The sequence below is a fragment of the uncultured Halopseudomonas sp. genome, from assembly GCF_963977355.1.
In the GTDB taxonomy this organism is placed as follows: domain Bacteria; phylum Pseudomonadota; class Gammaproteobacteria; order Pseudomonadales; family Pseudomonadaceae; genus Halopseudomonas.
Genome location: NZ_CAXBOV010000009.1, coordinates 56,047 through 81,938 on the forward strand (window position 1 = coordinate 56,047; position 25,892 = coordinate 81,938).

Here is a 25,892-nt window from a genome sequence, read left to right on the forward strand (position 1 = left end):
CACCTCCACGTTGACGGTGCAAAAGCGCACATTATGCCCCACTCTTTGCCCATCGGTGCTGTGGACAGCGCCAGATGTTGCTATAGAATGTGAACACACATACGGAGAACGCTGTTGCAATGATCAATGCCAAACTACTGCAGCTCGTGGTTGATGCGTCCAATGATGGAATTGTGGTTGCCGAGCAGGAAGGCGATGACAACATCCTGATTTACGTCAACAAGGCTTTCGAGCGCCTGACCGGATACGAGACCGATGAGATCCTCTATCAGGATTGCCGGTTCCTGCAGAAGGAAGACCGCGATCAGGATGGTCTGCGCGCCATACGCGACGCGGTAAAAAACGGGGAGCCTTCCCGCCAGATTCTGCGTAACTATCGCAAGGATGGAACACAGTTCTGGAACGAGCTATCAATCACTCCTGTTTACAACCAGGCTGACCAGTTGACCTACTACATTGGTATCCAGAAGGATGTAACCGAACAGGTTGAGGCTGAAAAGAGGGTGGCCGTGCTGGAAAAAGAGGTAGCTGAGCTTCGCGCCCGTTTGAAGTAGCCGTTGCAGGGATATCGAATCCTGTTCAGCTCGTTTAAAAAACCCCGGTAGCCCAAAAGGGGAAGATGGCTACCGGAGTGCGCAGCTTTGAAGAAACATCCTCGCATTGCTGCAAGGCATGTACATAAGCTATACAAGAATAGCCTTCTTGTACAGCTGCTAGCGTAACCAGATATTCCAGAACCTTAAGTTAACTGTGCGGCGTATCCAGGCGCCCCGCCAACAAGTTGCGTACCTGGGTAACCATTTCTTGCCCGTGGACTGCAAGCACCGTTATTCCCGCCCTCTCCAACTCAACAGGCTGGACTTCACAAAGGGGGCCAGTCACTGCAACCTGACAGGTAATTGACTGCTCCAGTCGAGGCAGTCCCCTGCTGAGGGCGTCTGCGTCCAGAGCGTTGTTACCGTAAAGCAGCAATAAGTCGCAGCCCGATTGCTCGACCATTGCGGCCAACTCCGCATACGAAGAGACATCCGGAACCAGGGTCACATTCGCGTCAGCTTCAGCAGCAAGGGCCGCATTGACTAGAACCTCGAACTCCTCGCCACTGCCGGGCAGGGCCGCCAGCAATACGGTGGGCAAGGCTGGCCGCAGATAACCAATGCGCTGAAACAAACGGCCACGCATAAACGCATCCATGAATGACCACTGGCCGGAAACCCCATTTGGGCCGGCTTTATCACGAAACAATTGCCACACCGGCAACACGATGTCGCGCAAAACAGTCGCAACCGGAAAGCTGGAGTGGACCTGGCCGTAGACACCATCGAGTCGAGCCAGATTGACGCTGTTCACAGCGTCAACCAACTTCGCCTGCCATTCCCTCAATCCGGCTGAATCATCGGCATTCGCTGAATCATGTTCGACGGCAGAGGTTTGGCTGGCGGCCACTTCACGGTCAATAATCGAAGCAACCTTGCTTACCGCCACACCGCGATCAATCCAGGCAGTAACCTTGCGCACACGCTCAATGTCGGCCATGGAATACAACCGGTGACCACTATCGGTCCGATGGGGAACCAATAACCCGTAGCGGCGCTCCCAGGCGCGAAGCGTAACCGGATTCACACCCGTCAGGCGCGATACTTCACGTATCGGATAAAGATCTTCGCCCTCCAGTTCCGCATCAAGGGCTGCATAAATCGGGTCGTTGGTTTTGGTCATATCTGTTTACAGAGGAAGTCGGTATCACGGCCGTTTACGTTTGCGGAAACCGCATCCGGCCCGTTAGATTGCAGCTCTATTGTACAGAACTTGCGCAACAGCAAAAGCCTGTACATCCGCACTCTTCCGCAAAACGGAGCAATCACGTGCAAATCAACAACCCCGAGTGGCCTCTCACGTTGTTTTATGACGGGGAATGCCCCCTGTGTCTGCGCGAGATACGCATGTTCGAAAAACGTAATGGCCAGGGCAGACTAGAACTGGTGGATATAGCGGAACCTTCCGTCGAGCCTTTGCCAGGACTTACACGGGCGAACATGCTCGACTGTCTGCATGCGCAATTCAACGACGGCCAACTGGTTACGGGCATAGACGCCACTTACTGGAGCTACAAGTCAGTAGGACTGGGCTGGCTGGTTGTACCTCTCAGGTGGTCGTGGGCACGCCCGTTCTGGCAGTGGGCATACCGACAATTCTGCCGTCTTCGCCCGGCACTCGCCCGCATCGTACCAATGCCGGGTTCCGATGCTGCTGCCACCTGCGATAGCGACCGATGTTCTCCGGGGAAAAAGCACGATTAACGTCCGATCACCTCATCCTGCGCAACGGTTACCTGTAATACAGGTGGCACGATGCCAAGTCGACGCAGCGAGCTTTGCAGTTTTGCCAGCGATAGCCAGTACTTCGGTCTGCGACCGCTACTGGCTACCATAGCTGTTCCTGCGCCCCTAGTGACCACTCGCACTGCGTAACGATTCAGGCCGCTATGCGTGATAATATTGATGTCCAGTACTTCACCAGCTTGATGGGCGGCGCCGAGTTGTTTGAGATTCATTTGGTTTTCCTGATCTGAGCATACGGAAGCGGCTATTTATCCGACTTGTACTGTACAAGAAGCAAATAGCAATACTAATATACTGTACAGATATCTAATCTCGTATAACTTTAGTCGAGGATTTGGTCGCTCGGTCCGTTGCCGCTTTACCCCCGGACCGAGCGACCGAATCCTAACCCTGAACAAGAGAAGCACATGACGGTCAGCAAAACCATTCTGATTACCGGGGGAGCACAGCGTGTAGGATTGCACTGCGCCAGACGCCTGGTTGAAGATGGCTACAGGGTGATCATAACCTGCCGCACCCTGAGGCCCGAATGGCGGGACCAGCCGCTGAGCGGAATCGACGTCATGCTTGCGGATTTTTCAACGATCGCAGGTATTGAGGATTTCTTGATACGTTTGCGGCAGCAGGCCCCCACGCTAAGAGCAATCATCCATAATGCGTCGCTCTGGCTGGACGACCATCAGGGCGCAGAGGCCATGAGTCAGATGTTCATGGTGCATGTACAGGCGCCTTTCCTGATCAACAGAGCAGCTGAAGTCCTGCTGGACCCTCACCAGGTTACAGATATCATCCACCTGACCGATCACGTAGCCCAGCGCGGCAGCAAGAAACATATGGCTTACTGCGCCAGCAAGGCGGCCCTTGAAAACCTCACGCTATCTTTCGCTGCCCAACTGGCACCAGGCGTCAAGGTTAACTCGGTAGCCCCCGCCCTGATCATGTTCAACACCGACGATGACGAAGAATACCGCCGCAAGACCCTGGCAAAATCGGCGCTGGGCATCGAGCCCGGACCGGAGGTAGTTTACCAATCCATCCGCTATCTGATGGATAACACCTATATAACAGGTACCAGCCTGACCCTGAACGGCGGCAGACACCTGAAATGACCCCGAAGAGACTCCTCAGATGAGCCTAGAAAACCTCACCCGCAATTACCATGACATTATCGCCAACCTGGGCGAAGATCCCGAGCGAGATGGGCTCAAAGGCACACCACAGCGTGCCGCAAAGGCAATGCAGTTCCTGTGCCGGGGGTATGATCAGTCGCTTGAAGAAATAGTCAACGGCGCGCTGTTCGCCTCAACCAACGACGAGATGGTGATCGTCAAGGATATCGAGCTCTATTCTCTGTGTGAGCACCACCTGCTGCCATTTATCGGCAAGGCCCATGTTGCCTACATCCCGACTGGCAAGGTCATCGGTCTCTCCAAGGTTGCTCGAATCGTCGACATGTATGCTCGACGCCTGCAGATTCAGGAAAACCTCACCAGGGAGATTGCCGAAGCCCTGCAGTCGGTGACCAACGCCAAGGGCGTGGCAGTAGTGATCGAGGCCAAGCACATGTGCATGATGATGCGTGGCGTGGAAAAGCAGAATTCTTCCATGCATAGCTCAGTGATGCTCGGCGCCTTCCGCGAATCATTCAACACCCGGCAGGAATTTCTGCAACTGATCGGACGATGAGCATGAGCAAGCTGACACCAGGCATGGCGCGTATCCGGGTCAAGGATCTGCGCCTGCGCACTTACATTGGTATCAAGGAAGAAGAGATCCTCAATCGTCAGGACGTGGTCATCAATCTGACCATTCTTTATCCGGCGGCCGAGGCCGTGGAGGTCAACGAGATTGACCAGGCCCTCAACTACCGCACCATTACCAAAGCCGTCATAAGGCATGTCGAGGAAAACCGCTTTGCTCTCCTTGAACGCCTCACCCAGGAGATTCTTGACCTGGTGATGGCGCATGCAAAGGTGAGATACGCCGAGGTTGAAGTCGACAAGCCCCACGCATTGCGCTTCGCCGAGTCCGTCTCGATTACGTTAAGCGCCCAACGGGACGCCTGACTGGCGAATGATTGCTGCCGGTGCGAGGTGTCAGTATGATCCGAGCCAGCATCCAATTGCCGTTTAAACACGCGGAGCAGAGCATGACCAAGCAAGAGCGAATCGAACTGGAAGCTGCAGCATTTCGTGATCTGCTAGCCCATCTGAACAGCCGCAAGGATGTTCAGAACATTGAGCTGATGACACTGGCCGGTTTCTGCCGCAACTGTTTATCAAAGTGGTACAAGGCGGCAGCCGATGACATGGACATCGAACTGAGCATGGACCAGGCCAGGGAAGCCATCTACGGCATGCCCTATGCTGAATGGAAGTCCCGCTACCAGAAGGAAGCAAGTCCGGCGCAGCAGGCTGCCTTTGCCAAAACCCAAAGCGGGGCCGACAAACCGTGAAACCGCAAGAACTGCTCGATCTGCTCGGAACCCCAGGTCATTGCTTCGCCGACACACTCAGCTTTATTGACAGCTACTACCTGTATCAACCCAGCGGCTTCGACAATGGCCCGGTCCGCAATAACGCAGGAGAGAATCAGGGCTCTTGCAAGGTACTGGCTATGGCACTGGATCTTGGTCTAAACGACCTGCAAACACTGCAGTGCTTTGCTGAACATTATCAATCGGTTCTGGCAAGCCCGGATGGCCATGACCACGCCAATATACGTGCGTTGTGCGATCATGGCCTCGCTGCGGTCACGTTTGACTCATCCCCACTGATCCGGCGTTAAGCGCCGTTTGCCACAAGAAGCTGCGGAGCCCTGATGCCCACTCGACAACTTGATCCCGCCGGCGTCTTTCCGGCTACTTCCCTGGGTCGACGACTGATGGTCGCCGGCTATGATCTGTTTTTGCTGATCGCTGCCTGGATGGTCGTCACCTTTGCCTACCTGGGGATACATATTTTCTTTACGGGCGAGCAGGTCGCGCAACAACAGGCAGAGGCCGGTGGATTTATCGGTGACTACCTGCTGACGCTCATCATATTCGGCGTGAGCCTGCTGTTTTATCTGAGTTTCTGGACGCTCAAGGGGCAAACCCTGGGTATGCAGGTCTGGCGCATAAGGGTCCAGCAGCCCGGAGGCCTGTCTATTACTCGGCGTCAGGCAGTAATACGCTTCTTGGTCGCGCAGGTTGCCTGGCTCTGTGTGGGGTTAGGGTTTCTCTGGTCGATATGGGACCCGCAATCCCGTACCTGGCATGATATGGCCTCGGGCACCGAACTGGTCACCCTGCCCAAGGGCACATTCAAGAAGTAAGTGCGCCTGAGCAGACAGGCGACTAACCAGCCCGCTTCAGAAGTATTCCACCCAGCACGAAAAGCAGCAGAATCGGAGCCAGGACCGCCACCAGGGGTGAGAATCCGAACACCAGGCTCGAAGGTCCGAGCAGGTCCTGGATTATGCGGAAGCTGAACCCGACCAGCACCCCGGTAAATACCCGCTGTCCCAAGGTAACCGAGCGCAAAGGCCCGAACACGAAGGAAATTGCGACAAATACCAGGGCCAGGGTAGCCAGGGGCTGCAGCAGTTTTTTCCAGAAAGCCAGACGGTACTGTGCATTACTCAGATCCTGCTCAGCCAGATAACTCTGGTAATGCCAGATCCCGGAAAGGGATAGCACATCAGGATCAAGCACCACTACTCTCAGCAGCTCCGCCGACAGCAGCACATTCCAGCGCTCTTGCTCGCTGGTAACCACCTCACTTCGATCAGGTGCAGGAAAGCGCGTGGTCTGCACGTCCGCCATCAACCAGGTGCCATCCTCGACAACGGCTCGACTGGCAAAACTGGCTTCCAGCAACTGACGCTCTTCATCGAAACGATAGCGGGTAATACCCCGCAATGCGCCATCGGGCTGCACTGCATTGATGTGTAGAAAATCGTTCCCTTCGCGGTGCCAGAAACCCCGCGACTTGAAAGCCTGCTCCGTTCCCTGGGCTATGGCGCGGCGGCTCTCGGCGACGTTCTCGCTATAGGGTGCTGCGTACTCACCCAGCAACACACCCGCCACCAATACCAGCACCAGTGGTTTGAAGACGGCTGCGACGATGCGCGGAATCGATATGCCCGCCGCGCGCATGATAGTCAGTTCGGAGTTGCTCGCCAGGGTACCCAGACCTATCAGGCAGCCGATCAGAGCCGCCAGCGGCAGCATGTCGTAAAGCCGCCTAGGAAGGGTAAAAAGCGTATAAACCAAGGCATCCAGTGCACCGTAACTCCCTTCAACGTCATCCAGCTCACCGATGAAAGCAAAGAGCAAATCAAGCCCGAGCACAATCAGCGCCACAACCAGAATGCTGAACAGAACGGTGGAACCGATATGCCGATCAAGAATGCGCATGGCTGACCTCCCGAGGCGCTGGCTGGCGCATCAAAGCCTGTCGATTGAGCGCAACACCTATCAGCAGGAACAATACATGCACCCACCAAAGGCCCAGGGCCGGCGGTAGCTTGCCTGATTCCATCCAGCCACGAGCGCTGATCAACAATGCCAGGTAGGCCATATACAGCATCACAGCCGGCAGCAACTTCAGAAAGCGACCTTGTCGCGGATTGACTCTCGACAGGGGCACTGCGAAGAAGGCGACCACAAAGACCAGCAAGGGTATCGCCAGACGCCACTGCAGCTCCGCCTGCAAATCGATATCCGCTTGTCCAAACAGCGCCAATGTCGGCATGGCTTCGTGATCTGTCACCTCGGTAGCAATCTCTGGCTTGGGGAGCAACACGCCGTAGGTTTCATAGCTGATCACCCGGAAATCGGCCGACCCGGGCGTACCGTCGTATCGGTAACCGTCATACAACACCAGATAGCGGCTACCATCAGCATTCATTTGCTGGCGTCCAGATTCCGCTACCAGCACCCCTAGCTGTGTATCATCGGTGCCGCCAGCGCGCTCGGTAATGAAAAGATCCTGCAGTTGAGTGCGATCTTCCGACAACCCTCCGGCATAGGTCACTCGCTGACCACTGCCCAGAGACTGGAAGCGTCCGGCGGCCAGCGTATCGAATTCAGTCATCGCTGCCTGCTCATTCAATAACTGTTGCGTCTTCAGAACCCCCGCCGGCGCTACCCATAGACTCAGCAGCGCTACAACGGCAGCCACCACCAACGCGGAACCCTGGGTGTACCAGAGAATACGTCGGTCACTGAACCCATTGGCAGACAACACCGTCATTTCGCTATCCAGATACATTCGCCCATAGGCCAGCAGGATGCCGAGAAACATGCCTAACGGAAGAATAAGCACCACGAAGCCTGGCAGCCGGTAGCCCATGATGAGAAACAGCACACCGGGGTCGAGCTGACCTATAGCCGCCTGTGCCAGATACTTGATGAAGCGGCCGCTCATGATGATAAGCAGCAGCACCCCACTGACGGCGGTCAGGGTTATCAGGACTTCACGACTTAGATAACGAAAAACAATCACAATAACTTCCTTGGCCCCAGGCGCACGAATAAGCCAGAATGAGGGGATATCGAGTCTGGTTGCAAGCGCAACTCCGGTCACAGCGCATGGCAGTCCGACTCGCGGGCTGTATTATCAGTCAATAAACATCATTTGTCTTGGGGAGTACCAATGGACTTCAACGTCAAGCACGGCACACTGGAAACCATCAAGAGCGGCTGTCTGGTGGTAGCCATCAGCGAGGGAGCAACACTTGATGGCGCCGCTGCCGAACTCGACCGCGCCTGCAGCGGCCAGATCAGCGCCGCGATCAAGCACGGCGACATCACTGGCAAGAGCGGTCAGACACTGCTGCTGTTCGGTTTGCCGGGCATTACCGCGCAACGCATTCTGCTGGTGGGCCGTGGCAAGGAGGCTGAGCTCAGCGATCGGCAATTCCGCAAGCTGGTGCAGAAGGTCATTGCCACTCTGAAGGATGGAGGCGCCACCGACGCTCTGCTGACCCTTGCAGAGTTACCGGTGATAGGCCGCGATCTGTACTCGCGAACCCGCTTGATGCTGGAAACCCTCCGCGAGAGCCTGTATCAGTTTGACCAGTTCAAAAGCCAGAAAGCCACTAAACCGCGCCTGAAGAAGTGCCAGGTGTGGTCGGCTGACAAGGCCGATGCCGAGCAGCTCAAGCGAGCAGTGACTCACGCCCAGGCCATCAGCGACGGCATTGACCTGACGCGGACACTGGGTAACCTGCCCGGCAATGTCTGCACCCCTACCTACCTGGCCAATCAGGCCAAGGCGCTGGGCAAGACACACAAGGAACTCGAAATCGAGGTACTTGAAGAAAAAGACATGAAAGCGCTCGGAATGGGAGCACTTCTGTCGGTTAGCGCTGGCAGCGCAGAACCGGCCAAGCTGATTCGCATGAGCTACCAGGGCGGCAAGTCCAAGGACAAGCCACACGTTCTGGTCGGCAAGGGCATTACCTTTGATACTGGTGGCATCAGCATCAAACCCTCACCCAACATGGATGAGATGAAATACGACATGTGTGGTGCTGCCACGGTCTTTGGCGTCATGAAAGCAGCCGTGACCCTGCAGCTACCAATCAACCTCGTCTGCCTCGTTGCCGCTGCGGAAAACATGCCCAGCGGAACCGCCACCAAGCCCGGCGACATCGTCACCAGCATGTCCGGACAGACAATCGAAATTCTCAATACTGATGCGGAAGGCCGCCTGGTGCTCTGTGACGCCCTGACCTACGCCGAGAAGTTCAAGCCCGCCAGCGTGGTCGATATTGCAACGCTGACAGGCGCCTGTATTGTCGCCCTGGGCAGCAATGCGTCAGCTGTAATGGGTAACAATGAAGATCTGGTGCAACAATTGTTGAGCGCTGGCAAACAGGCAGATGATCGCGCCTGGGAACTGCCATTGTTCGATGAATATCAGGAGCAACTGGACAGCCCCTTTGCCGACATGGCCAATATCGGCGGCCCCAAGGCGGGCAGTATCACCGCCGGTTGCTTCCTGTCACGCTACGCCAAAGCCTACCCGTGGGCCCACCTGGATATTGCCGGTACCGCATGGATCAGTGGCGGCAAGGACAAAGGTGCCTCCGGACGCCCCGTGCCCTTGCTGATGCAATATTTGCTCAATCAAGCCGGCTGATGCCGGCAACCCGGCGAGCACCAGGCGGCAAGCTGTTCACCCAGCCTGCCGCTGGTACGTCGAGGTTGGTAGTTGGCTTGAAGCTTGTAACTTGAGGCTGCTTTTACAGTGACGCGTATCGATTTCTATCTACTGACCAGCACAAATCCAGACCTGCGCCTGGATTACGCCTGCAGGCTTGCCCACAAGGCCTGGAGCAAAGGGCATCGGGTGTATCTCAATTGTAGCGATTCTGTCCAGGCGGACGATATTGACCGTCTGTTATGGCGCTTCCGAGACGATGCTTTTTTACCCCACGCCCTGGCAGCGGATGATCCTGAGGAAGCCGTTGTTTGCGGCAGCGGGGAACCCCCGGTGACGCATAACGATCTGCTGATCAATCTGGCGGATACAACCGCCGACTCGTTCAGTCGCTTTACCCGAATGGCCGAGATCGTTATCGAGCACGACCCCGTGCGCCTGCCGGCACGTGAGCGATTTCGCTTTTACCGCGAACAGGGCTATCCTCTGCAAACCCATCAGATACGGACAGCGGGATGAATCATGGCGCAGCGCGACCCTTCGGAACCATCACGTCTGCTAAAGGATCTGGAGTCCATCCGCACCCTTCTGGACGAACCAACTGAAGCGGATGATTCTTCAGCGCCCCTGCCTGGCGTAGGCATACCCGAGACGCAATCCGGTGAAGATGCTCAACTGGATATTCCGCTCCTGCAGGACATCATTACCGATGCACCCGGCCTGGATCTCAGCAAGCCATTGACTCCGATCGTATCCGACGAGCCCTATCTGCCGGCCTCATCTGCCCCTTTTCCGCCTTTACCTGCCAGACCCGCCGCACCCAAACCCAACCCGTTTCTGCCATATGATCAACTTGCAAGACTGGCTGAGGAACGCGTACAACTCGACCGACTGATGGCCGGTCATATACCACCACCCCCGGCAAGCCCCTCCTCACGCCAAAGCACTCGTCGCGATAGTGTTCACACCGGCGCACGGGAAGTCCGCATGGAGGCGCGATTGCAGGCCGAGGCGCAGTTGATTCTGCAAGAAGTCATAGACGACCTGATGCCAACCATTGAAGCCGAGCTGCGCAATCGTTTGCAGGACAAGCTGCAACAGTTGGTAAGCGAACAACTTAAATAAGCACCTGCGGGCTGGGCCTCGAAGCCCCGCGCCCGCTATAATGCCCGCTTTTGCGCGATGATCCTGGCCTGCCCTGCTGCAACCGGCAACGCCCGTCGCCGACTGACCAATCGGATACCCAGCATACCCATGGACAAGACTTACCAGCCCCACGCTATCGAATCTTCCTGGTACCAGAACTGGGAGCAGAACAACTATTTCGCCCCCCAGGGTTCGGGCGAGTCCTACACCATTGCATTGCCGCCACCTAACGTGACTGGCAGCCTGCACATGGGCCATGGTTTCAACAACTCGATCATGGACGCACTGATCCGCTTCCGCCGTATGCAGGGCCGCAATACCCTGTGGCAACCCGGCACAGACCACGCCGGCATCGCAACGCAAATGGTGGTTGAGCGTCAACTCGGCGCACAGGGTCAGTCTCGCCATGATCTGGGACGCGAACAGTTTCTGGAAAAGGTCTGGGAATGGAAAGAAGAGTCCGGTGGTAACATTACCCGCCAGATTCGACGACTGGGTAGTTCGGTAGACTGGAGCCGCGAACGCTTCACCATGGACCCGGACATGTGCGAAGCAGTCAAGGAAGCCTTCGTGCGCCTGCACGAGGATGGCCTGATTTACCGTGGCAAGCGGTTGGTAAACTGGGATCCGGCGCTGCACACCGCGATATCCGACCTGGAAGTAGAGAACCATGACGACACCGGTTCGCTTTGGAATCTACGCTATCCGCTGGCCGATGGTGCCACCACCGCCGACGGCAAGAATTACCTGATCGTCGCCACTACACGACCGGAAACCATGCTGGGCGACACAGCGGTAGCAGTTAATCCGGAAGACGAGCGCTACCAGGCACTGATCGGCAAGTTCGTTGAATTGCCCCTGGTAGGCCGGCGTATTCCGATTGTCGCCGATGATTACTGCGATCCTGAGTTCGGCACTGGTTGCGTGAAGATCACCCCGGCCCACGACTTCAACGACTATGAAGTTGGCAAGCGCCATGCGATGCCGCTGATCAACATCCTCGACAAGGATGCGGCGATTCTGGCCCGCGCCCAGGTCTTCAATATTGACGGCAGTGTGAACAACGATGTGGACGCCAGCTTGCCTGCAGCTTATGCCGGGCTGGACCGCTTCGAGGCGCGCAAACGCATCGTCGCCGACTTTAAGTCCGCCGGCCTGCTGGAAAAGATCGAACCCCATGCCCTCAAAGTACCCAAGGGTGACCGCTCGGGTGTGGTGATCGAACCCTGGCTGACCGACCAGTGGTACGTGTCGACCAAGCCGCTGGCTGAACCGGCGATAGCCGCCGTGGAAGACGGCCGTATCCAGTTCGTGCCCAAGCAGTACGAGAACATGTATTTCAGCTGGATGCGCGACATCCAGGACTGGTGTATCTCGCGACAGCTTTGGTGGGGTCACCGCATTCCAGCCTGGTATGACGAAGCTGGCAATGTCTATGTTGGTCGTGACGAAGCGGAGGTCCGCGCCAAGCACAATCTGGGTGACGCGGTATTACGCCAGGATGAAGACGTACTTGATACCTGGTTCAGCTCCGGTCTCTGGACCTTCTCTACCCTCGGCTGGCCAGAGCAGACCCAGGCGCTCAAGACCTTCCACCCGACTGACGTACTGGTCACCGGCTTCGACATCATCTTCTTCTGGGTCGCGCGCATGATCATGCTGACCATGCACCTGATGAAGCACGAAGACGGCAGCGCCCAGGTACCCTTCAAGACGGTCTATGTCCATGGCCTGGTCCGCGATGGTCAAGGCCAGAAGATGTCCAAATCCAAGGGTAACGTGCTCGACCCGCTGGACATCATCGACGGTATCGATCTCGAGTCCCTGGTCACCAAGCGCACCAGCGGCATGATGCAGCCCAAAATGGCGGCGAAGATCGAGAAGCAGACCCGTGAAGAATTTCCCGACGGGATCGCAGCCTACGGTACCGATGCATTACGCTTTACCAACTGCTCGCTGGCCTCCACCGGACGTGACATCAAGTTCGATATGGGCCGGGTGGAAGGCTATCGCAACTTCTGCAACAAGATCTGGAACGCTGCTCGCTACGTAATGATGCAGTGCGAGGACAAGGATACGGGTACTGATGGCTCTCCCGTCGAATTGACCCTGGCCGACCGCTGGATCATTTCCGCCCTGCAGCGCACCGAAACCGAAGTGACTCGTCAACTTGATCAGTTCCGTTTCGACCTGGCTGCCCAGGCGCTTTACGAATTTATCTGGAACCAGTATTGCGACTGGTACCTGGAGCTGTCCAAGCCGGTTCTGTGGGACGAGAACGCTCCAGCAGAGCGCCAACGCGGGACACGCCGAACGCTGGTAAGGGTCCTGGAAGCGGCCCTGCGCCTGGCGCATCCGTTCATGCCCTTCATTACCGAAGAGATCTGGCAGCGGATCGCACCCATGGCAGGCAAAGGCGGCCCAACCATTATGTTGCAGCCCTGGCCGCAGCCCGACGAAAACCGCCTGGATGAAACCGCCGAGCAGGACATCGAGTGGCTCAAGGGGTTGATCCTGGGGGTACGTAACATCCGCGGCGAGATGAACGTGGCCCCCGGCAAGGAACTCGATCTGTTATTACGCAATGCCGGCAACGAAGACCTTCGCCGCTTACAGGAGAACGAGGCGTTTCTGAAAAAACTGGCCAAACTCTCATCAGTCAAGGTGCTGGCCGCGGGCGATGACGCACCCCTATCCGCCACTGCGCTGGTAGGCGAGCTAGAGGTCCTGGTACCCATGGCTGGTCTGATCGACAAGACCGCCGAATTGGCCCGTCTGGACAAGGAAATCCAACGTCTTGAAGGCGAAACCAAGCGCATCGGCGGCAAGCTTAGCAACGCCGGTTTCGTCGACAAGGCCCCGCCAGCGGTCATCGATAAAGAGCGCGGCAAGCTCGCCGATGCCGAGAAGGCCCTTGCCCAGCTCAGCGAACAACGCAGCCATATTGCCAGCCTCTAGGCTCAAAGCGGGCCGGATATCAATCCGGCCCGTCAGGCCTTCGCAACAGAAGAGATACCATGCCCATCGATAACAGCATCGTTCATCAGATTCACAAGAAGCCCGACGGCCAGCCCGCCAGCCTCAGCCTGCGCGACAGCGAACTGGCCAATTCCGAAGCGCTGGAGCAACTGCTCGCGGGCCTGATCGAAGCCTACAACAGCAAGCCGAACAAGGCCTGGGGCTATTTTCAGCCGGAAAGTGGTGCCTATCCGTTCAGTGGCTGGCTACAACAACTGGTCGACGGCGAGCAGGATTTTATTGGTTTCTCGAGCCAGGCAACCGAGCAATTGAAAACCCTGATGGAGGGATCAAACCTGGCACTGGGCGGCCATGTACTGTACATCCGCTACCGTCAGGGCATGACTGCGTTCCTGATTATTGCCCTGCTGCACCACACCGAGGGCGTTACCGTCACGGATAACCTGGAAGTCGCACAGGCGCGGCACCTGGATCTGTCGAGTCTGAACATGGCCGCACGGATCAACCTGACCGAATGGAAACAGAACGCCCAGTCGACCAAATACATTTCCTTTATCCGCGGACGCAGTGGCAAGCGCGTTTCGGACTACTTCCGAGACTTCATCGGCTGTATCGAAGGAGCCAATCCAGAGGAAGAAACCACCACCCTGCTCCAGGCCTTCAGCGATTATGTCGGCGAAGCAGACTTCCAGCCCGATGCTCTGCGCGACAAGACCAAGGCCATGAGTGGCTACGTCAACAGCCAGGCCCGCCAGGGCGAGCAGGTAGCGCTGGAGGAGCTCTCCGGGGTGATTGACGAAGAGCAGCCACGCGCTTTCTACGACTACATCCGCAACAAGGATTACGGCCTGTCCCCCGAGATCCCGGCGGACAAGCGCACCCTGAGCAACTTCATGCGCTTCTATGGCAAGGCCAATGGCCTGTCGATCAGCTTTGAAGCACATCTGCTTGGTGAGCAGGTGGAGTACGACGAAAGCCAGGATTCACTGGTGATCAAGCATCCACCCAAGGGGCTGGTACAGCAGCTGCGCAACAAGAAAGGTCGCTGACAGCGCAGCCGGTTTGGCTGATTGTGCAACAGGTCGCAGACACCGCGGCATAAATTGAGCACCATGGCGCAATGATCAGACAAACCCTGCTCGACACCTTCGGCTTCAGCCAGTTTCGCCCCGGCCAGGAGCCGGCCATCAACTCGGTGCTCGCTGGCCGCTCTGCAGCGGCAATCTTCCCGACCGGCTCCGGCAAATCTCTGTGCTATCAGTTACCTGCCCTGCACCTGCCACACCTGACCCTGGTAGTTTCGCCGCTGCTGGCGTTGATGCAGGATCAATTGCAGTTCCTCGAGCGCCATGGCATTGCCGCCGGCAGTATCGATTCTGCACAGGACCGCGAGCAAGCCAACCGGGTCATGGCCAGTGCGCGCAATGGTGAACTGAAGATCCTGATGATCTCGGTCGAGCGACTCAAGAACGAGCGCTTTCGCAACTTCATCCAGCAGGTTCCAATCTCACTGCTGGTTATAGACGAAGCACACTGCATCTCGGAGTGGGGCCATAACTTTCGTCCCGACTACCTGAAGCTACCCGCATACCAGAAGGAACTGAATATTCCGCAGGTACTGCTGCTGACCGCAACGGCGACGCCGCCAGTAATTGCCGACATGCAGGCGCGCTTCGCCATTGCCGCAGATGACGTGGTGACTACCGGGTTTTATCGCCCCAATTTGCATCTCGGCGTCGAACCGGTCGCGACCATGGACAAACCCGCGCGGCTTACCCAGTGGCTTGACGCAAGGCCCGGCGAGGCCTCTATTGTCTACGTAACGCAGCAGAAGACGGCCGAAGAGGTGGCCGGGCAACTGAGCGGCCAGGGCATCGAGGCCAGTGCGTATCACGCCGGCCTGCCCCATGAGCGCCGGGAAGCGATACAGCAGCAGTTCATGGCCGGGCAAATCAACTGCATCGTCGCCACCATTGCCTTCGGCATGGGTATCGACAAGAGCGACATCCGCAACGTCGTGCATTACGACCTGCCCAAGTCGATCGAGAATTATAGCCAGGAAATAGGCCGCGCCGGCCGTGATGGCAAGCCGTCACGCTGCCTGATCCTGGCCAATCGGGACAACCTCAACGTCCTGGAAAACTTTGTCTATGGTGATACGCCCGAGCTGAACGGCATACGCGCCGTACTTGACGACCTGTTGGCTGTCCCCGCGTCCGGACCGGATAGCCAGGGACAATGGGAGATCATGCTCAACGCACTCTCGTCCCAGAGCGATATTCGTCAGTTGCCGCTCAAGACCCTGCTGGTGCAGCTGGAGCTGCGCGGCATCATCACGCCGCGCTATGCCTATTTTGCCGAATACCGGTTCAAGTACCTGTTGCCAGCGGAGCAACTGGTCGACCGCTTCCAGGGAGAACGCCAGCAGTTTGTGCAATCGATTGTCAGTACCTCGCAACGGGCACGTACCTGGTGCACCGTCGACTTCGACACCCTCTGGCAACAGCACAATGCCGACCGTGGGCGGGTGATCAAGGCGCTGGACTACTTCCAGGAGCAGGGCTGGATCGAGATGGAAAGCAAGCAAATGACCGAGGTGTATGCGCTGCTTGACCGGGACTTCGACGCGCAAACACTGGCCGAGGATCTACACGGCTATTTCGTCATGCAGGAGCAGAATGAAATACGCCGCATTCACGCCATGCTTGATCTATTTGCCGCTAACCAGTGCCTGAGTCACAGCCTGGCGCGGCATTTTGGCGACGATCAGGCGCCAGCACACTGTGGACACTGCTCTGTCTGCGAGGGCCAACATCAACAGCTGCCCGAGCCACCGCACCTGCCTTTGCCTGACGGGAACAGGGTTGCAGCCATGGCGTCGACCTTCGTCGAGCGCCACACAGCGCTGACCGGATCAGGCCCGGGCAGCGAATGCCTTACGCGGTTTCTCTGCGGGATAACCACACCCCTGTTCACTCGCATGAAAGCTCGGCAGATACCAGGCTTCGCCGCGCTACAGGATCACCCTTATGCGCAGATCAGAGCTCTGGCCGGTAACATGAATGTCGATCCCGGCCAGTAAAGTGCGCCACCTGCAGGCGAGTTCCAGCTCATCTCACGGACCTGAATAGCACTGACTTCATCGAAATCCATGATGAAGTCGTACTCCTCTGGCAGCTTTTTGTAAAACCAGTGTCGGCTCAGGGCTTGAGTCGGTAGCCTGTCTTGAATATCCACCAGACGATGCCGATGCAGACGAACAGAAATATGCTGGTCATCCCCAGGCTGACAGCAATGTGCACATCGGCCACCCCATAGAAGCTCCAGCGAAAACCGCTGATCAGATAGACCACGGGATTGAACAGCGTGATGGTTTGCCAAAGCGGCGGCAGCATGTTGATTGAATAGAAGCTGCCACCCAGAAAGGCAAGCGGCGTGACGATCATCAACGGAATGATCTGCAGCTTTTCAAACCCGTCTGCCCAGATACCGATAATGAAACCGAACAGGCTGAAGGTGATGGCGGTCAGCACCAGAAAACCGAACATCCAGACCGGGTGCTGAATTTCATAGGGCACAAAGATCCTCGCCGTGGCGAGTATCAAAAGACCCAGAATGGTCGATTTGGTTGCCGCGGCGCCCACGTAGCCGATAACAATTTCCAGCGGCGAGACCGGTGCTGACAGAACTTCGTAGATAGTGCCGGTGAACTTGGGCATGTAAATACCGAAGGAGGCATTGGAAATACTCTCGTTAAGCAGCATCAGCATGATCAGGCCTGGAATGATGAATGCGCCATAACCGACGCCATCAATCTCTGCCATGCGCGAACCAATCGCCGCGCCGAACACCACGAAATACAAGGAAGTGGAGATAACCGGTGAAGCAACACTCTGCAGCAGGGTGCGGCGCATACGGTTCATCTCGAACTGATAGATAGCTTTTATTCCGTACAGGTTCATGACAACTCCTCTGCCATGCGTGCCGTCCCCGTTGAGTCAGTCGGTGGGTTATGTACCAACCCGACGAAAATATCCTCAAGCGAGCTCTGACTGGAATGCAGATCCTTGAACTCGATTCCCTCGCGGGCCAGCGCACGCAACAGTTCGGCAATACCGGTCTGCTCCTTCAGCGCGTCGAAGGTGTACACCAGCACATGCCCTTCCTGCTCCAGCGCGAGCTGGTAGCTCGATACTGATTCGGGTATCAGTTCCAGGGGCTGCTGCAGGTGGATGCTGAGTTGTTTGGTGCCGAGTTTACGCATCAGCGCTGCTTTCTCCTCGACCAGAATCAATCGACCGCCGTTAATTACACCGATTCGATCGGCCATCTCTTCGGCCTCCTCGATGTAATGGGTAGTCAGAATGATAGTGACACCACTAGCACGAAGCTTACGGACCATTTCCCACATGTCACGACGCAACTCCACATCAACCCCTGCGGTTGGTTCGTCGAGAAACAGGACATCGGGCTCATGGGAAAGCGCCTTGGCTATCAACACGCGTCGCTTCATGCCACCAGACAGACTCATGATCTTCTCGTTACGCTTGTCCCATAGCGACAGATCACGCAATACCTTCTCGAGATGCGCAGGATCAGCCGGCTTGCCGAACAGCCCTCGACTGAGCTTCAGGGTCGCCCATACAGTGTCAAACATGTTGTTGGTCAGTTCCTGGGGCACCAGCCCGATTGTCTTGCGGGCGGCCCGGTAGTCGCCGACGATATCATGCCCATCAACCAGAACCTGCCCGGCACTGGCGTTGACTATTCCACAAATGATACTGATCAGTGTGGTCTTGCCGGCCCCGTTGGGTCCAAGCAATGCAAATATTTCACCGCGGCGAATGCGCAGATTGACGTTGTCGAGTGCCTGAAAACCCGTTGCATAAGTTTTGGTCAGGCCGCTTACCTGGATAATGTCGCTCAAGTTATCTCCTTCACTGCGTATGCAGTCCCTGACCACCCAGGTGGCACGGCTGCTTGGCGCATATCATCGCATGCTCATCGAGGAACGGGCGGGCCTGTGAACGCCTATTCGATGTGGGGATATGTCCGGTTGATCTCACTTTCAAACGGGGGCCGGGTAAAAGGCGCGATTCTCTCCTCCATGCAAATGCCGTGACGCAGGAGAAACACGCCATTGACTGCACGGACCAGAGCGCTATTGGCTCTCTGCAAAAACTCTGCTGCTGCCACGCGATCCTCAATACTGCCCAAGGGCAATTGGGCGGCACGTGACGCAGCCACATCGAACAGGTATTCGGACTCGATGAAATCCCGTCGTACTGCATGACAATAGGCATCTGCGGGCAGGTCGAGGAAATCGTCAGTCACCTGAGCAAGATGGTAGCGATAGACCGCCCTGCACTTCTTCAGATGGACAAGGAATTGCTGACGCAAGGTCTCGTCAAGCGCCTGCGTAGCAGAGGCCTCAGCCAGGTCAGAGGAAAACTGATAAGCCGGTGCGGCACAAAGGGCTTGAGCATCCTCGAGGTCAGCGGACGCCTCTTCGGCCAGCAATGGCCACGGCGAAGCCAGCCAGATGGCTGCCACCAAAAGTAAAACGCGACGGATGAGAGTGTTCGTGGTTGCAACCATTACGCTTGCCGGCTGATTCGAGTACCGTCCGGCGGATGACGGATCGGGGCATTACATGTTGACCACTGGCCGCTCAATGTTCAAGCGCGCAAGTGACAATCCATGCTCCGGAGCATTGTACATTTTACCCTTAGGGGTGCGGAGCTGCCTTCCCGGTCACCACAAAGCCGGGAAGGCGTTGATCCCTATGCTACTGAGCCTGGATGCGGAAGCCAAAGCGGGGGAAGTGGACCTGAACACGACCTGCACGATCGTCTTCGCGTGTTATGACCATCTCCTCGGCATCCTCATAAACCAACTCGCCAGCCACCGGATCAGTACCGTAATCCACGGCGCTGACCTGCACCGCCTGGCCTACCTGCAGCCCGGCAGGACTGACAAAATCACTTGCGGCATAGGTCCGAGGCGTAGCATCTCGGGCTATCTGCACCGCGTCAGCCGCGTCCAGGTCAGTGTGCGAACCGTGACCGAAGTCGGCAATGCGCGCCATCCATTCGGCTACTGCAGGATAACCGTCCAGCATGTTCGCGACAGCCTTGTTGCTGGCGACGAACCAGAGGGGATGATAATAGGCAAAGTCCGCAACGCATGCCTGGCTGCCCAGCAGGTACTCGCCGTCACGCTGCAGCTGAGTTTCCAGACGACCGAGCAGGGTCGGCCACTGTGATAGCGCCACCTGCGCCTCAAGACGGCTGGCACTGCCGCCCTGGAAAAGCTTCTGCCGGTCCGCCATGAAGCCCTTGACCATCGCCTCAGGAGCTCCGGCAAAACGGGCTGCCAGACCGTGGGGCTGAAAGTTGATGGCTACTGCATGCTGGAACAGCACCTGATCGGCGAATTGCGCCATCGCGGTAGCTGCTGCCTCGCGGCCTTCGGGAATCAGAGCAGGCGTGCTCTTGGTCTCTTCCAGCAAGCGGGCGATCAGGGCCGTATCGCAGTAGATATCGGCACCAACCTGCATTACTGGTGTGCGCCGATAACCGCCTGTCAGAGCAGTCAGATCCGGCTTTGGCATTGCCGCCGGGATCGTTACCGACTGCCACGCCAGGCCTTTGTAGCCCAGCATCAGGCGGGCTTTTTCGGCGAAGGGCGATTGCGGATAATGGTGCAGAATCAGATCACTCATGGGTATTCTCCAGTCAGGGTGAGCTCAGCTTAGCTGGTGTGCCAGGCACTGCACAGTCACTCGCTGTGCTTGATGACGCGCCATTGAGCTGACTGATCAGTCGCTCCTTGGCTGCCTTGTTCAGCGCCTTGATCGCCAGCTCCCGACGCAAAGCGTCAGAGTGATCGACACAGCGATCAACCCAGACCAGAGCCTGGGCAGGGCTGCGATTGAAAAAGCGCGCACCCTTGCCGCGCCGATGCTGGGCAAAGCGCCGCACGGGGTCGGTACTGATGCCTGTATACAGGTAGCCGTTCTGCGCCCGGACCATGTAAACCCACCAGACTTTTACCAGTAAGGGTATTTCGGGGCTGTGCGCGGATGGATCTGAGGTCATACTAAGCAGTACTGATCAAGGAGTCAGACATGTTTATACAGATTTTCAGCATCGGCGGCACCATCGACAAGGTCTATTTCGACGCCCTGAGCGAGTATCAAATAGGTGAACCCATGGCACCGGAGCTCATGCAGCAGGGTCGTGTGGGTGTGGATTTCGCCGTCGAGTCGCTAATGAAAAAGGACAGCCTCGAGCTCGATGACGCTGACCGTGATCTGATCAGAGCGCGCGTAGGCGCCTGCCCGCATGATCGTATCCTGATCACCCACGGAACCGACACCATGACGATTACAGCCGCTGCGCTGGCTGATATAGAGGACAAGACCATTGTTCTGACCGGCGCCATGCAACCCGCCCGTTTCCGCGATTCCGATGCGCTATTCAATATAGGCCTGGCCGTAGGTGCGCTGAACGTCTGCCACCCCGGAGTCTATATCGCCATGAGCGGACGGGTGTTTGCCGCCGACGAGGTACAAAAGAACCGTCTGGCAGGGCGTTTCGAGCCGCGCTGATCCACAAAGATCTTTATAGCGCAGTTCAAAAGGGTTCAGCGCTTTTTCAGCCCTCTTCATTCTTGGCAGGCGTGGCTAGCATCAACTCAATGAACTCCCGCGTACTGTCCCATTTACCTGATACATCAGCAGCATCAAACATCGCCACCTGCGCAGCAAGGGTCTCCAGTGAGGCCCGATCCTGCCGCAAATGGTAGACATCCGCCAGAATGCGGTAGCTGGCCACGGAATCGGGGGCCGTGGAAATGGCTTTTTCAGCATAAACCTGCGCGTCACTCAAAAACTTTCTTCGCAGGGCATAGCTCGCCAACTCATGCCAACTGTCAGCATCATCATGCAATATTGCTGCTCGCTGGGCCCTATGGAACCTCTTCAGCTCAGGATATTGCTCGCGCTCAATGGCAGCTGCCTCCTGCGGCCGCTCGGCCCAGCCCGGGCCGGTGTCCAGTACCCGCAGTGACGCATGGGAGCCCAATAGAACCAAGAGCACAACAAGCAGAACCGGCAACCGCCTGGACCACCCTCGCACCTGCCAGAGATGGATAATCGTATTCGCGGCAAAAGGCAAAAGCAGCATGAAAATAGGCAGGCGGTAACGTTCCCCTATAAAAAAGACCCATATGCTGATCGTATACCCCAGCAGAGCATATACCAGCACTCTAGCCTGAGGTTTTTCCCGCCAGGCCCTCGTGCAAACCAGCGTGGCTAGAGCCAATGCCAGGACCAGGGAATAACTGACGGGAGCAAGGATCATGGATGGTCGCCGCTCCTTGGCGACGGCAAGCTGCTCTGGTAACCCATAGGACTCAGCGGCAACCAGCAATAGAGCTTTCCTCCCCTGTAAACCCAAATATTCCAGCGGGTGTTGTCGGTAATAGTCCCAGGATCGTTTGAACCAGAACTGACTAACCTCCCCGCGACTGAGCGGCCGCCCCACCCGGCTTTCGACAAACCCCCTGCTGTTCAGGAAATGTCCTTCAATGTCATCTCTCAATCCGGATACAACCGTATAGGTGCCCCGCGAGTTCGGGCTGTTACCCACATAGAAGTTCAAACCAACCGGAGAAAAGAACGGTTGTTCGACTGAATCCAACTGCCAACCCGAAACACTTGCGACCAACACCAGGGCAGCAAGACCTGCAAAGGTCATAGCCCGTAACCTTACTGCCCAACCCTGACCGGGGAAACCATACTGCCAGGCCAACACCGCGTAAGGGAGCAACGCAACGGCGTAATTATTGCGATCAATCAGTGCCAGCCCTAAAAACAATAACGACAAAAAAAATCGCCAGAGCCCAGCAACATCCAGAAAACGTATGAAAAAATAGCTTGAACCCGCGATAAAAAACAGCTCCGCGTTGGTCTTCACAGTCAGACCCGCAAAGAACACGACCAACGCACTGAGCACAAAACCGCAGCCCGCCAACCAAGCTGCTGCGGGGCCGAACAGCCTCAAGGCTATAAGCGCAGTGAAGACCGCCGCGCCGCTCATCAACAGCGCATTGACCAGAAACGGAGTAGCACTGCCAGGGCCGAGCAAAGTGAACCCCGCCGTGAGTAGCCGGACATATGGAGAGAAGGGAATGAAACTCCCCATGTAGCCCCCGTCCGGCTCCATAAAAGCCCGATACCAGGCAGCCTGCATATAATAAAATGCGTCAGACACGGGATAGGATGACAAGAGCTCTGCGCCCCAGCCAGCCTGGGCAATGTGCTGAATCTGCAGGGCAAATGAGACGACAAACACTGCAATTGCGATGCTTGCAGGCTTTTTCAGCACGACGATATGCCCGGGGTCCGGACGCATCATGTCCACACCATTTGCAAGCGGCGCCTTATACCGAAGCGGCAGTAGACCCTCAGCGTATCGACAAGCGCCCTGGCACCGATCTTTTTCCCCTGTGCATAACTGCGAGGTGAATAACTGACCGGCACCTCGAATATTGCTTCACCGCGCTTAAACAACGCTGCCGTAATTTCGGAGTCAAAGCCGAATCTATCCTCTTTCAGAGATAGAGATCTCAAAAGCTTGGCATCGAACACCTTATAACCCGTATGCAGATCGCTTAGCTGGCCCCCCAGCAACCAGTTGCCGGTCGCAGTCAGCAGATAATTGCCGTACCTGTGCCACCAGTAGGAGGCTTTGCTGCCGCACCCGAAACGATTCCCATAGACAACCCGTGTCTTACCGGCAAGGATTGGTGAAATAAGGGTTGGATAATCGGCTGGGTCATACTCCAGGTCTCCGTCCTGAATCAGGACCACGGCCCCAGCTGCTGCTGCAACGCCGACTCTGACGGCGAAGCCTTTGCCTCGATTGGTGGGCAGCCTTATCAACTGCCACTTGCAACGCGGGTCCCCTTCAAAACGCTTTTGCAGGGCAACCAGATGCTCCCAGCTTCCGTCGCTTGAGGCATCATCCACGACGATCAGCTCCATATGCACAGCGACCCGGCATATACGCTCCAGCACCGCATCAATGTGATGCGCCTCGTTGAACACGGGCACAATCACCGACAGCAGTGGGCTTTCAGCCAGTACATTCCCTGTGTGCAATGCTAAGGTCCCTTGGATGGCAGATTCTAAAATGTGCCAGATTCCCATCTACTTTCCTACAGAAATTAGACATGTCCCTGCGAAAGTCACCTTGAAAAAAAGCGTAATAGATAGGCAGTATTGCTAATTAGCCCATAAGGTTTAATTTCAAACGACTTCCGCTACACGACATATCGAAACAGGTCGCTGTTTGATAGTGATACAGGGGTGCTTACCAGACCCATTTGGCCTTTCGAATGGTCTCTGAAATTAATCTGGCCGGATCGTTAAAACGGGCAATTGTGTGATCACTCAAAGACCTCTCAGTGACAAATACGATGTCATCATCATAGGCAGCGGCCCGGCTGGCCTTTCAACAGCGATGCGTCTGGCATACCGGGGAATAGCAAAAATTGCGGTAATTGAAAGCGGCTCACTCAATCCTTCGGCAAGCGCGCAGCGGCTCTCTGAAGTGACAGGGGAGTCCGACCTGGGAGTTGACTACTTTGCTTTCCATTCGCAGAGAACCTTTGGTGGGACATCTTCAATCTGGGGTGGATGGTGTGCGGCATTGGAAAGACGCGCCTTTGAACTAGGGGAGTGGCCCATAGCCTACGAGGAGATTGACCGTTATTACCCCGAAGCTGCCGAAATTCTGAAAGTCTCGCCCGATGCATACCTCTACCGGGAGAGCGCCATTACCAGCAGCCCGTACCTTGTGTACAAGCCCTTCTACCTGAGCAATCGCGTTAGATTCGGAATGCGGTACAAAGCGTGGATCGCGGAGCACCCGCAGATCGAACTGATAGTCGACCAAACCTGTGTGAAGCTCGTGAAGGAAGGGAGGGCCGTAACCGAGGTGCTGCTTCGCAATTCGGTGGATCCGGGCGCTTCACCTCTTTTACTCAAGGCCGATCATTTCGTGATGGCATGCGGCGGGCTTGGCAATCCCCGATTGCTGCAGTTGTCCAAAATAGCCCCGGACTCGCCTGTTGGCCGCAACCTGATGGACCACCCGCACATTTACAGACCCGCCAGGATTTATCTGAACAAGGAAAAGCTTCAACCGTATTTCCCCAGAAATTCAAAGGTCGTGCACGCCCTTCAGCTGTCGACCGAGCATTGTCTGGAGCAGGGGCTTTTGTCTTTCAGTGTCGCCTTCAACCTTGACGATATCCACAGCAAACCGCTGCTTGGCAAAGCGCAACAGCTCGCTCTGACCGACGTGACAATAAGAGCAGAAATGCCCCCGGACCCCGACAACCGTATAACCCTTGGCATAGCGACCGACGCACTGGGACAAGCCAAGGGACATGTCCGTTTTCGCCACAACTACGAAAGTCTTGCTCGCCAATCCTGGCAGGTCTTTTCCGAGTTGTTGCTCAAGTCAGGACTGGGTAGGCCAGCCAGCTTACCCTCAGAGCTACAGATCGAAGGCGGTGGCCACCTGATGGGCACCACACGCATGGGTGCATCTGAATCCGAGTCTGTGGTCGACGGCAACTGCAAGGTCCACGCAACCGATAATCTTTACGTTACCGGATCTTCGGTATTTCCCGCAGGTGGAGCAGCCAATCCGACATTCAGCATAGTAGCGCTGGCGTTGCGGCTGGGAGATCACCTATCAGCCGTGATGTGGCGAGCCAAAGATGAATAGACGTCTTTTCCTTACCCGCCTGAGCAGCTTGACCACAACATTAGCGGTGTATGGCGTTTCCGGATTAGCGCTTTCTGGCTGCAGCTTCAGCGAGGAGAAAAGGCAGTCCCTGGCCCCCGCCCAAATACCAGTCGGGCTGGGCCTTCAGCTTGCACACCTGGCCGATGCCGATTTCAGCGAATATGCCGAGCAGTACGTAAAACTTGAGCTTTATACCAGCCTGCTGGCGGCGGATATTTTTTCTGAAACTGGGGAATATCAGCAAGGCAGACTCGAACACGTTATGCGCAGGGAACCCATGCTGGAGTATCGTGGTTTCTATTACACCAAAAGCGAGCTTCAGCTTTACGCACTGTCTTACTTGTTACGTCAGGAGGCGGTTCAGATGGGCGATAGGAGAGTTGTCGAACAACTCCCTGTGCTTTGAGCTGGAAGGGCCTGCTGCCATAAAGAGCGAGTAAGCCACCCGT

General features: G+C 56.5%; 28 protein-coding genes. 17 read left to right on the top strand and 11 right to left on the bottom strand.

The window, feature by feature from the left end; genetic code table 11:
* Positions 1–119 precede the first annotated feature (119 nt).
* On the top strand, positions 120–554 hold the full coding sequence (locus AAC076_RS06365) for a PAS domain-containing protein (RefSeq protein WP_339843727.1): 435 nt from the start codon (positions 120–122) through the stop codon (positions 552–554).
* Between the two features lie 190 nt (positions 555–744).
* Here the strand turns inward: AAC076_RS06365 and AAC076_RS06370 are convergent, their stop codons facing one another.
* Complete coding sequence (locus tag AAC076_RS06370; protein WP_339843729.1) at positions 745–1,719, bottom strand: MerR family transcriptional regulator; 975 nt, start codon at positions 1,717–1,719, stop codon at positions 745–747.
* A 146-nt stretch (positions 1,720–1,865) separates the two neighbouring features.
* On the opposite strand from AAC076_RS06370, the gene AAC076_RS06375 reads away from it, so the two are divergent.
* Positions 1,866–2,300, top strand: a complete 435-nt coding sequence (locus AAC076_RS06375) for a DUF393 domain-containing protein (protein WP_339843731.1) — start codon at positions 1,866–1,868, stop codon at positions 2,298–2,300.
* Here AAC076_RS06375 and AAC076_RS06380 read toward each other — a convergent pair.
* Positions 2,297–2,554, bottom strand: coding sequence for a hypothetical protein (locus AAC076_RS06380; protein ID WP_339843733.1), 258 nt, complete (start codon positions 2,552–2,554; stop codon positions 2,297–2,299). The two genes, AAC076_RS06375 and AAC076_RS06380, sit on opposite strands and share 4 nt — an antisense overlap.
* A gap of 195 nt (positions 2,555–2,749) precedes the next feature.
* Between AAC076_RS06380 and folM the strand changes: the two genes are divergently transcribed.
* From folM to AAC076_RS06410, 6 genes are all read left to right on the top strand, one after another.
* The gene (gene folM, locus AAC076_RS06385) at positions 2,750–3,451 is read left to right on the top strand and encodes a dihydromonapterin reductase (RefSeq protein WP_339843734.1); all 702 of its coding nucleotides are present in this window, start codon (positions 2,750–2,752) and stop codon (positions 3,449–3,451) included.
* A gap of 19 nt (positions 3,452–3,470) precedes the next feature.
* On the top strand, positions 3,471–4,028 hold the full coding sequence (gene folE / locus AAC076_RS06390; RefSeq protein WP_339843735.1) for a GTP cyclohydrolase I FolE: 558 nt from the start codon (positions 3,471–3,473) through the stop codon (positions 4,026–4,028).
* 2 nt (positions 4,029–4,030) lie between these two features.
* Positions 4,031–4,408 (top strand): dihydroneopterin triphosphate 2'-epimerase, encoded by a 378-nt coding sequence (gene folX, locus AAC076_RS06395; RefSeq protein ID WP_339843737.1) that lies wholly within the window; start codon positions 4,031–4,033, stop codon positions 4,406–4,408.
* Between the two features lie 83 nt (positions 4,409–4,491).
* Positions 4,492–4,797 (top strand): DUF1244 domain-containing protein, encoded by a 306-nt coding sequence (locus AAC076_RS06400; protein WP_339843739.1) that lies wholly within the window; start codon positions 4,492–4,494, stop codon positions 4,795–4,797.
* Complete coding sequence (locus tag AAC076_RS06405) at positions 4,794–5,129, top strand: HopJ type III effector protein (protein ID WP_339843741.1); 336 nt, start codon at positions 4,794–4,796, stop codon at positions 5,127–5,129. Before AAC076_RS06400 ends, AAC076_RS06405 begins: the two co-directional genes overlap by 4 nt.
* A gap of 33 nt (positions 5,130–5,162) precedes the next feature.
* A complete protein-coding gene (locus tag AAC076_RS06410) occupies positions 5,163–5,657 on the top strand; it encodes an RDD family protein (RefSeq protein WP_339843743.1) in 495 nt (164 codons plus the stop codon).
* A 22-nt stretch (positions 5,658–5,679) separates the two neighbouring features.
* Here the strand turns inward: AAC076_RS06410 and lptG are convergent, their stop codons facing one another.
* Together lptG and lptF are read right to left on the bottom strand one after the other, a co-directional pair.
* The gene (lptG, locus tag AAC076_RS06415) at positions 5,680–6,741 is read right to left on the bottom strand and encodes an LPS export ABC transporter permease LptG (protein WP_339843744.1); all 1,062 of its coding nucleotides are present in this window, start codon (positions 6,739–6,741) and stop codon (positions 5,680–5,682) included.
* Complete coding sequence (gene lptF / locus AAC076_RS06420; protein WP_339843746.1) at positions 6,728–7,831, bottom strand: LPS export ABC transporter permease LptF; 1,104 nt, start codon at positions 7,829–7,831, stop codon at positions 6,728–6,730. Before lptF ends, lptG begins: the two co-directional genes overlap by 14 nt.
* A 150-nt stretch (positions 7,832–7,981) precedes the next feature.
* On the opposite strand from lptF, the gene AAC076_RS06425 reads away from it, so the two are divergent.
* From AAC076_RS06425 to AAC076_RS06450, 6 genes are all read left to right on the top strand, one after another.
* Positions 7,982–9,472, top strand: coding sequence for a leucyl aminopeptidase (locus AAC076_RS06425; RefSeq protein ID WP_339843748.1), 1,491 nt, complete (start codon positions 7,982–7,984; stop codon positions 9,470–9,472).
* Between the two features lie 108 nt (positions 9,473–9,580).
* On the top strand, positions 9,581–10,012 hold the full coding sequence (locus AAC076_RS06430; protein ID WP_339843750.1) for a DNA polymerase III subunit chi: 432 nt from the start codon (positions 9,581–9,583) through the stop codon (positions 10,010–10,012).
* Between the two features lie 3 nt (positions 10,013–10,015).
* Complete coding sequence (locus AAC076_RS06435) at positions 10,016–10,618, top strand: hypothetical protein (RefSeq protein WP_339843752.1); 603 nt, start codon at positions 10,016–10,018, stop codon at positions 10,616–10,618.
* A 129-nt stretch (positions 10,619–10,747) separates the two neighbouring features.
* The gene (locus AAC076_RS06440; protein ID WP_339843841.1) at positions 10,748–13,597 is read left to right on the top strand and encodes a valine--tRNA ligase; all 2,850 of its coding nucleotides are present in this window, start codon (positions 10,748–10,750) and stop codon (positions 13,595–13,597) included.
* Positions 13,598–13,656: 59 nt separating this feature from the next.
* Complete coding sequence (yejK, locus tag AAC076_RS06445; RefSeq protein WP_339843753.1) at positions 13,657–14,667, top strand: nucleoid-associated protein YejK; 1,011 nt, start codon at positions 13,657–13,659, stop codon at positions 14,665–14,667.
* Between the two features lie 71 nt (positions 14,668–14,738).
* Complete coding sequence (locus AAC076_RS06450) at positions 14,739–16,700, top strand: ATP-dependent DNA helicase RecQ (protein ID WP_339843755.1); 1,962 nt, start codon at positions 14,739–14,741, stop codon at positions 16,698–16,700.
* A 118-nt stretch (positions 16,701–16,818) separates the two neighbouring features.
* Here AAC076_RS06450 and AAC076_RS06455 read toward each other — a convergent pair whose 3' ends face one another.
* The 5 genes from AAC076_RS06455 to AAC076_RS06475 all read right to left on the bottom strand — a co-directional run bounded on the left by AAC076_RS06455 (position 16,819) and on the right by AAC076_RS06475 (position 20,718).
* Positions 16,819–17,580 carry an ABC transporter permease gene (locus tag AAC076_RS06455; RefSeq protein WP_339843757.1) on the bottom strand — a complete coding sequence of 254 codons (762 nt, stop codon included), beginning with the start codon at positions 17,578–17,580 and terminating at the stop codon, positions 16,819–16,821.
* Positions 17,577–18,545 carry an ABC transporter ATP-binding protein gene (locus AAC076_RS06460; RefSeq protein WP_339843758.1) on the bottom strand — a complete coding sequence of 323 codons (969 nt, stop codon included), beginning with the start codon at positions 18,543–18,545 and terminating at the stop codon, positions 17,577–17,579. The genes AAC076_RS06455 and AAC076_RS06460 overlap by 4 nt, the downstream gene beginning before the upstream one ends.
* 104 nt (positions 18,546–18,649) lie before the next feature.
* Positions 18,650–19,216: a hypothetical protein gene (locus tag AAC076_RS06465; protein ID WP_339843759.1), complete on the bottom strand. Its 567-nt coding sequence runs from the start codon at positions 19,214–19,216 to the stop codon at positions 18,650–18,652.
* A 190-nt stretch (positions 19,217–19,406) separates the two neighbouring features.
* On the bottom strand, positions 19,407–20,342 hold the full coding sequence (locus AAC076_RS06470; protein WP_339843760.1) for a glutathione S-transferase family protein: 936 nt from the start codon (positions 20,340–20,342) through the stop codon (positions 19,407–19,409).
* Positions 20,343–20,355: 13 nt separating this feature from the next.
* Entirely contained in the window at positions 20,356–20,718 is a 363-nt protein-coding gene (locus AAC076_RS06475) for a GIY-YIG nuclease family protein (RefSeq protein ID WP_339843761.1), read from the bottom strand.
* Between the two features lie 29 nt (positions 20,719–20,747).
* Between AAC076_RS06475 and AAC076_RS06480 the strand changes: the two genes are divergently transcribed.
* The gene (locus tag AAC076_RS06480) at positions 20,748–21,230 is read left to right on the top strand and encodes an asparaginase domain-containing protein (protein ID WP_339843762.1); all 483 of its coding nucleotides are present in this window, start codon (positions 20,748–20,750) and stop codon (positions 21,228–21,230) included.
* Positions 21,231–21,276: 46 nt separating this feature from the next.
* On the opposite strand, the gene AAC076_RS06485 is transcribed toward AAC076_RS06480, so the two are convergent.
* On the bottom strand, positions 21,277–23,040 hold the full coding sequence (locus AAC076_RS06485) for a hypothetical protein (protein WP_339843763.1): 1,764 nt from the start codon (positions 23,038–23,040) through the stop codon (positions 21,277–21,279).
* Positions 23,037–23,786, bottom strand: coding sequence for a glycosyltransferase family 2 protein (locus AAC076_RS06490; RefSeq protein ID WP_339843764.1), 750 nt, complete (start codon positions 23,784–23,786; stop codon positions 23,037–23,039). The genes AAC076_RS06485 and AAC076_RS06490 overlap by 4 nt, the downstream gene beginning before the upstream one ends.
* A gap of 283 nt (positions 23,787–24,069) precedes the next feature.
* On the opposite strand from AAC076_RS06490, the gene AAC076_RS06495 reads away from it, so the two are divergent.
* Together AAC076_RS06495 and AAC076_RS06500 are read left to right on the top strand one after the other, a co-directional pair.
* Positions 24,070–25,422 (top strand): GMC oxidoreductase, encoded by a 1,353-nt coding sequence (locus tag AAC076_RS06495; RefSeq protein ID WP_339843765.1) that lies wholly within the window; start codon positions 24,070–24,072, stop codon positions 25,420–25,422.
* Positions 25,415–25,849, top strand: coding sequence for a hypothetical protein (locus AAC076_RS06500; protein ID WP_339843767.1), 435 nt, complete (start codon positions 25,415–25,417; stop codon positions 25,847–25,849). The genes AAC076_RS06495 and AAC076_RS06500 overlap by 8 nt, the downstream gene beginning before the upstream one ends.
* Positions 25,850–25,892: the final 43 nt, after the last annotated feature.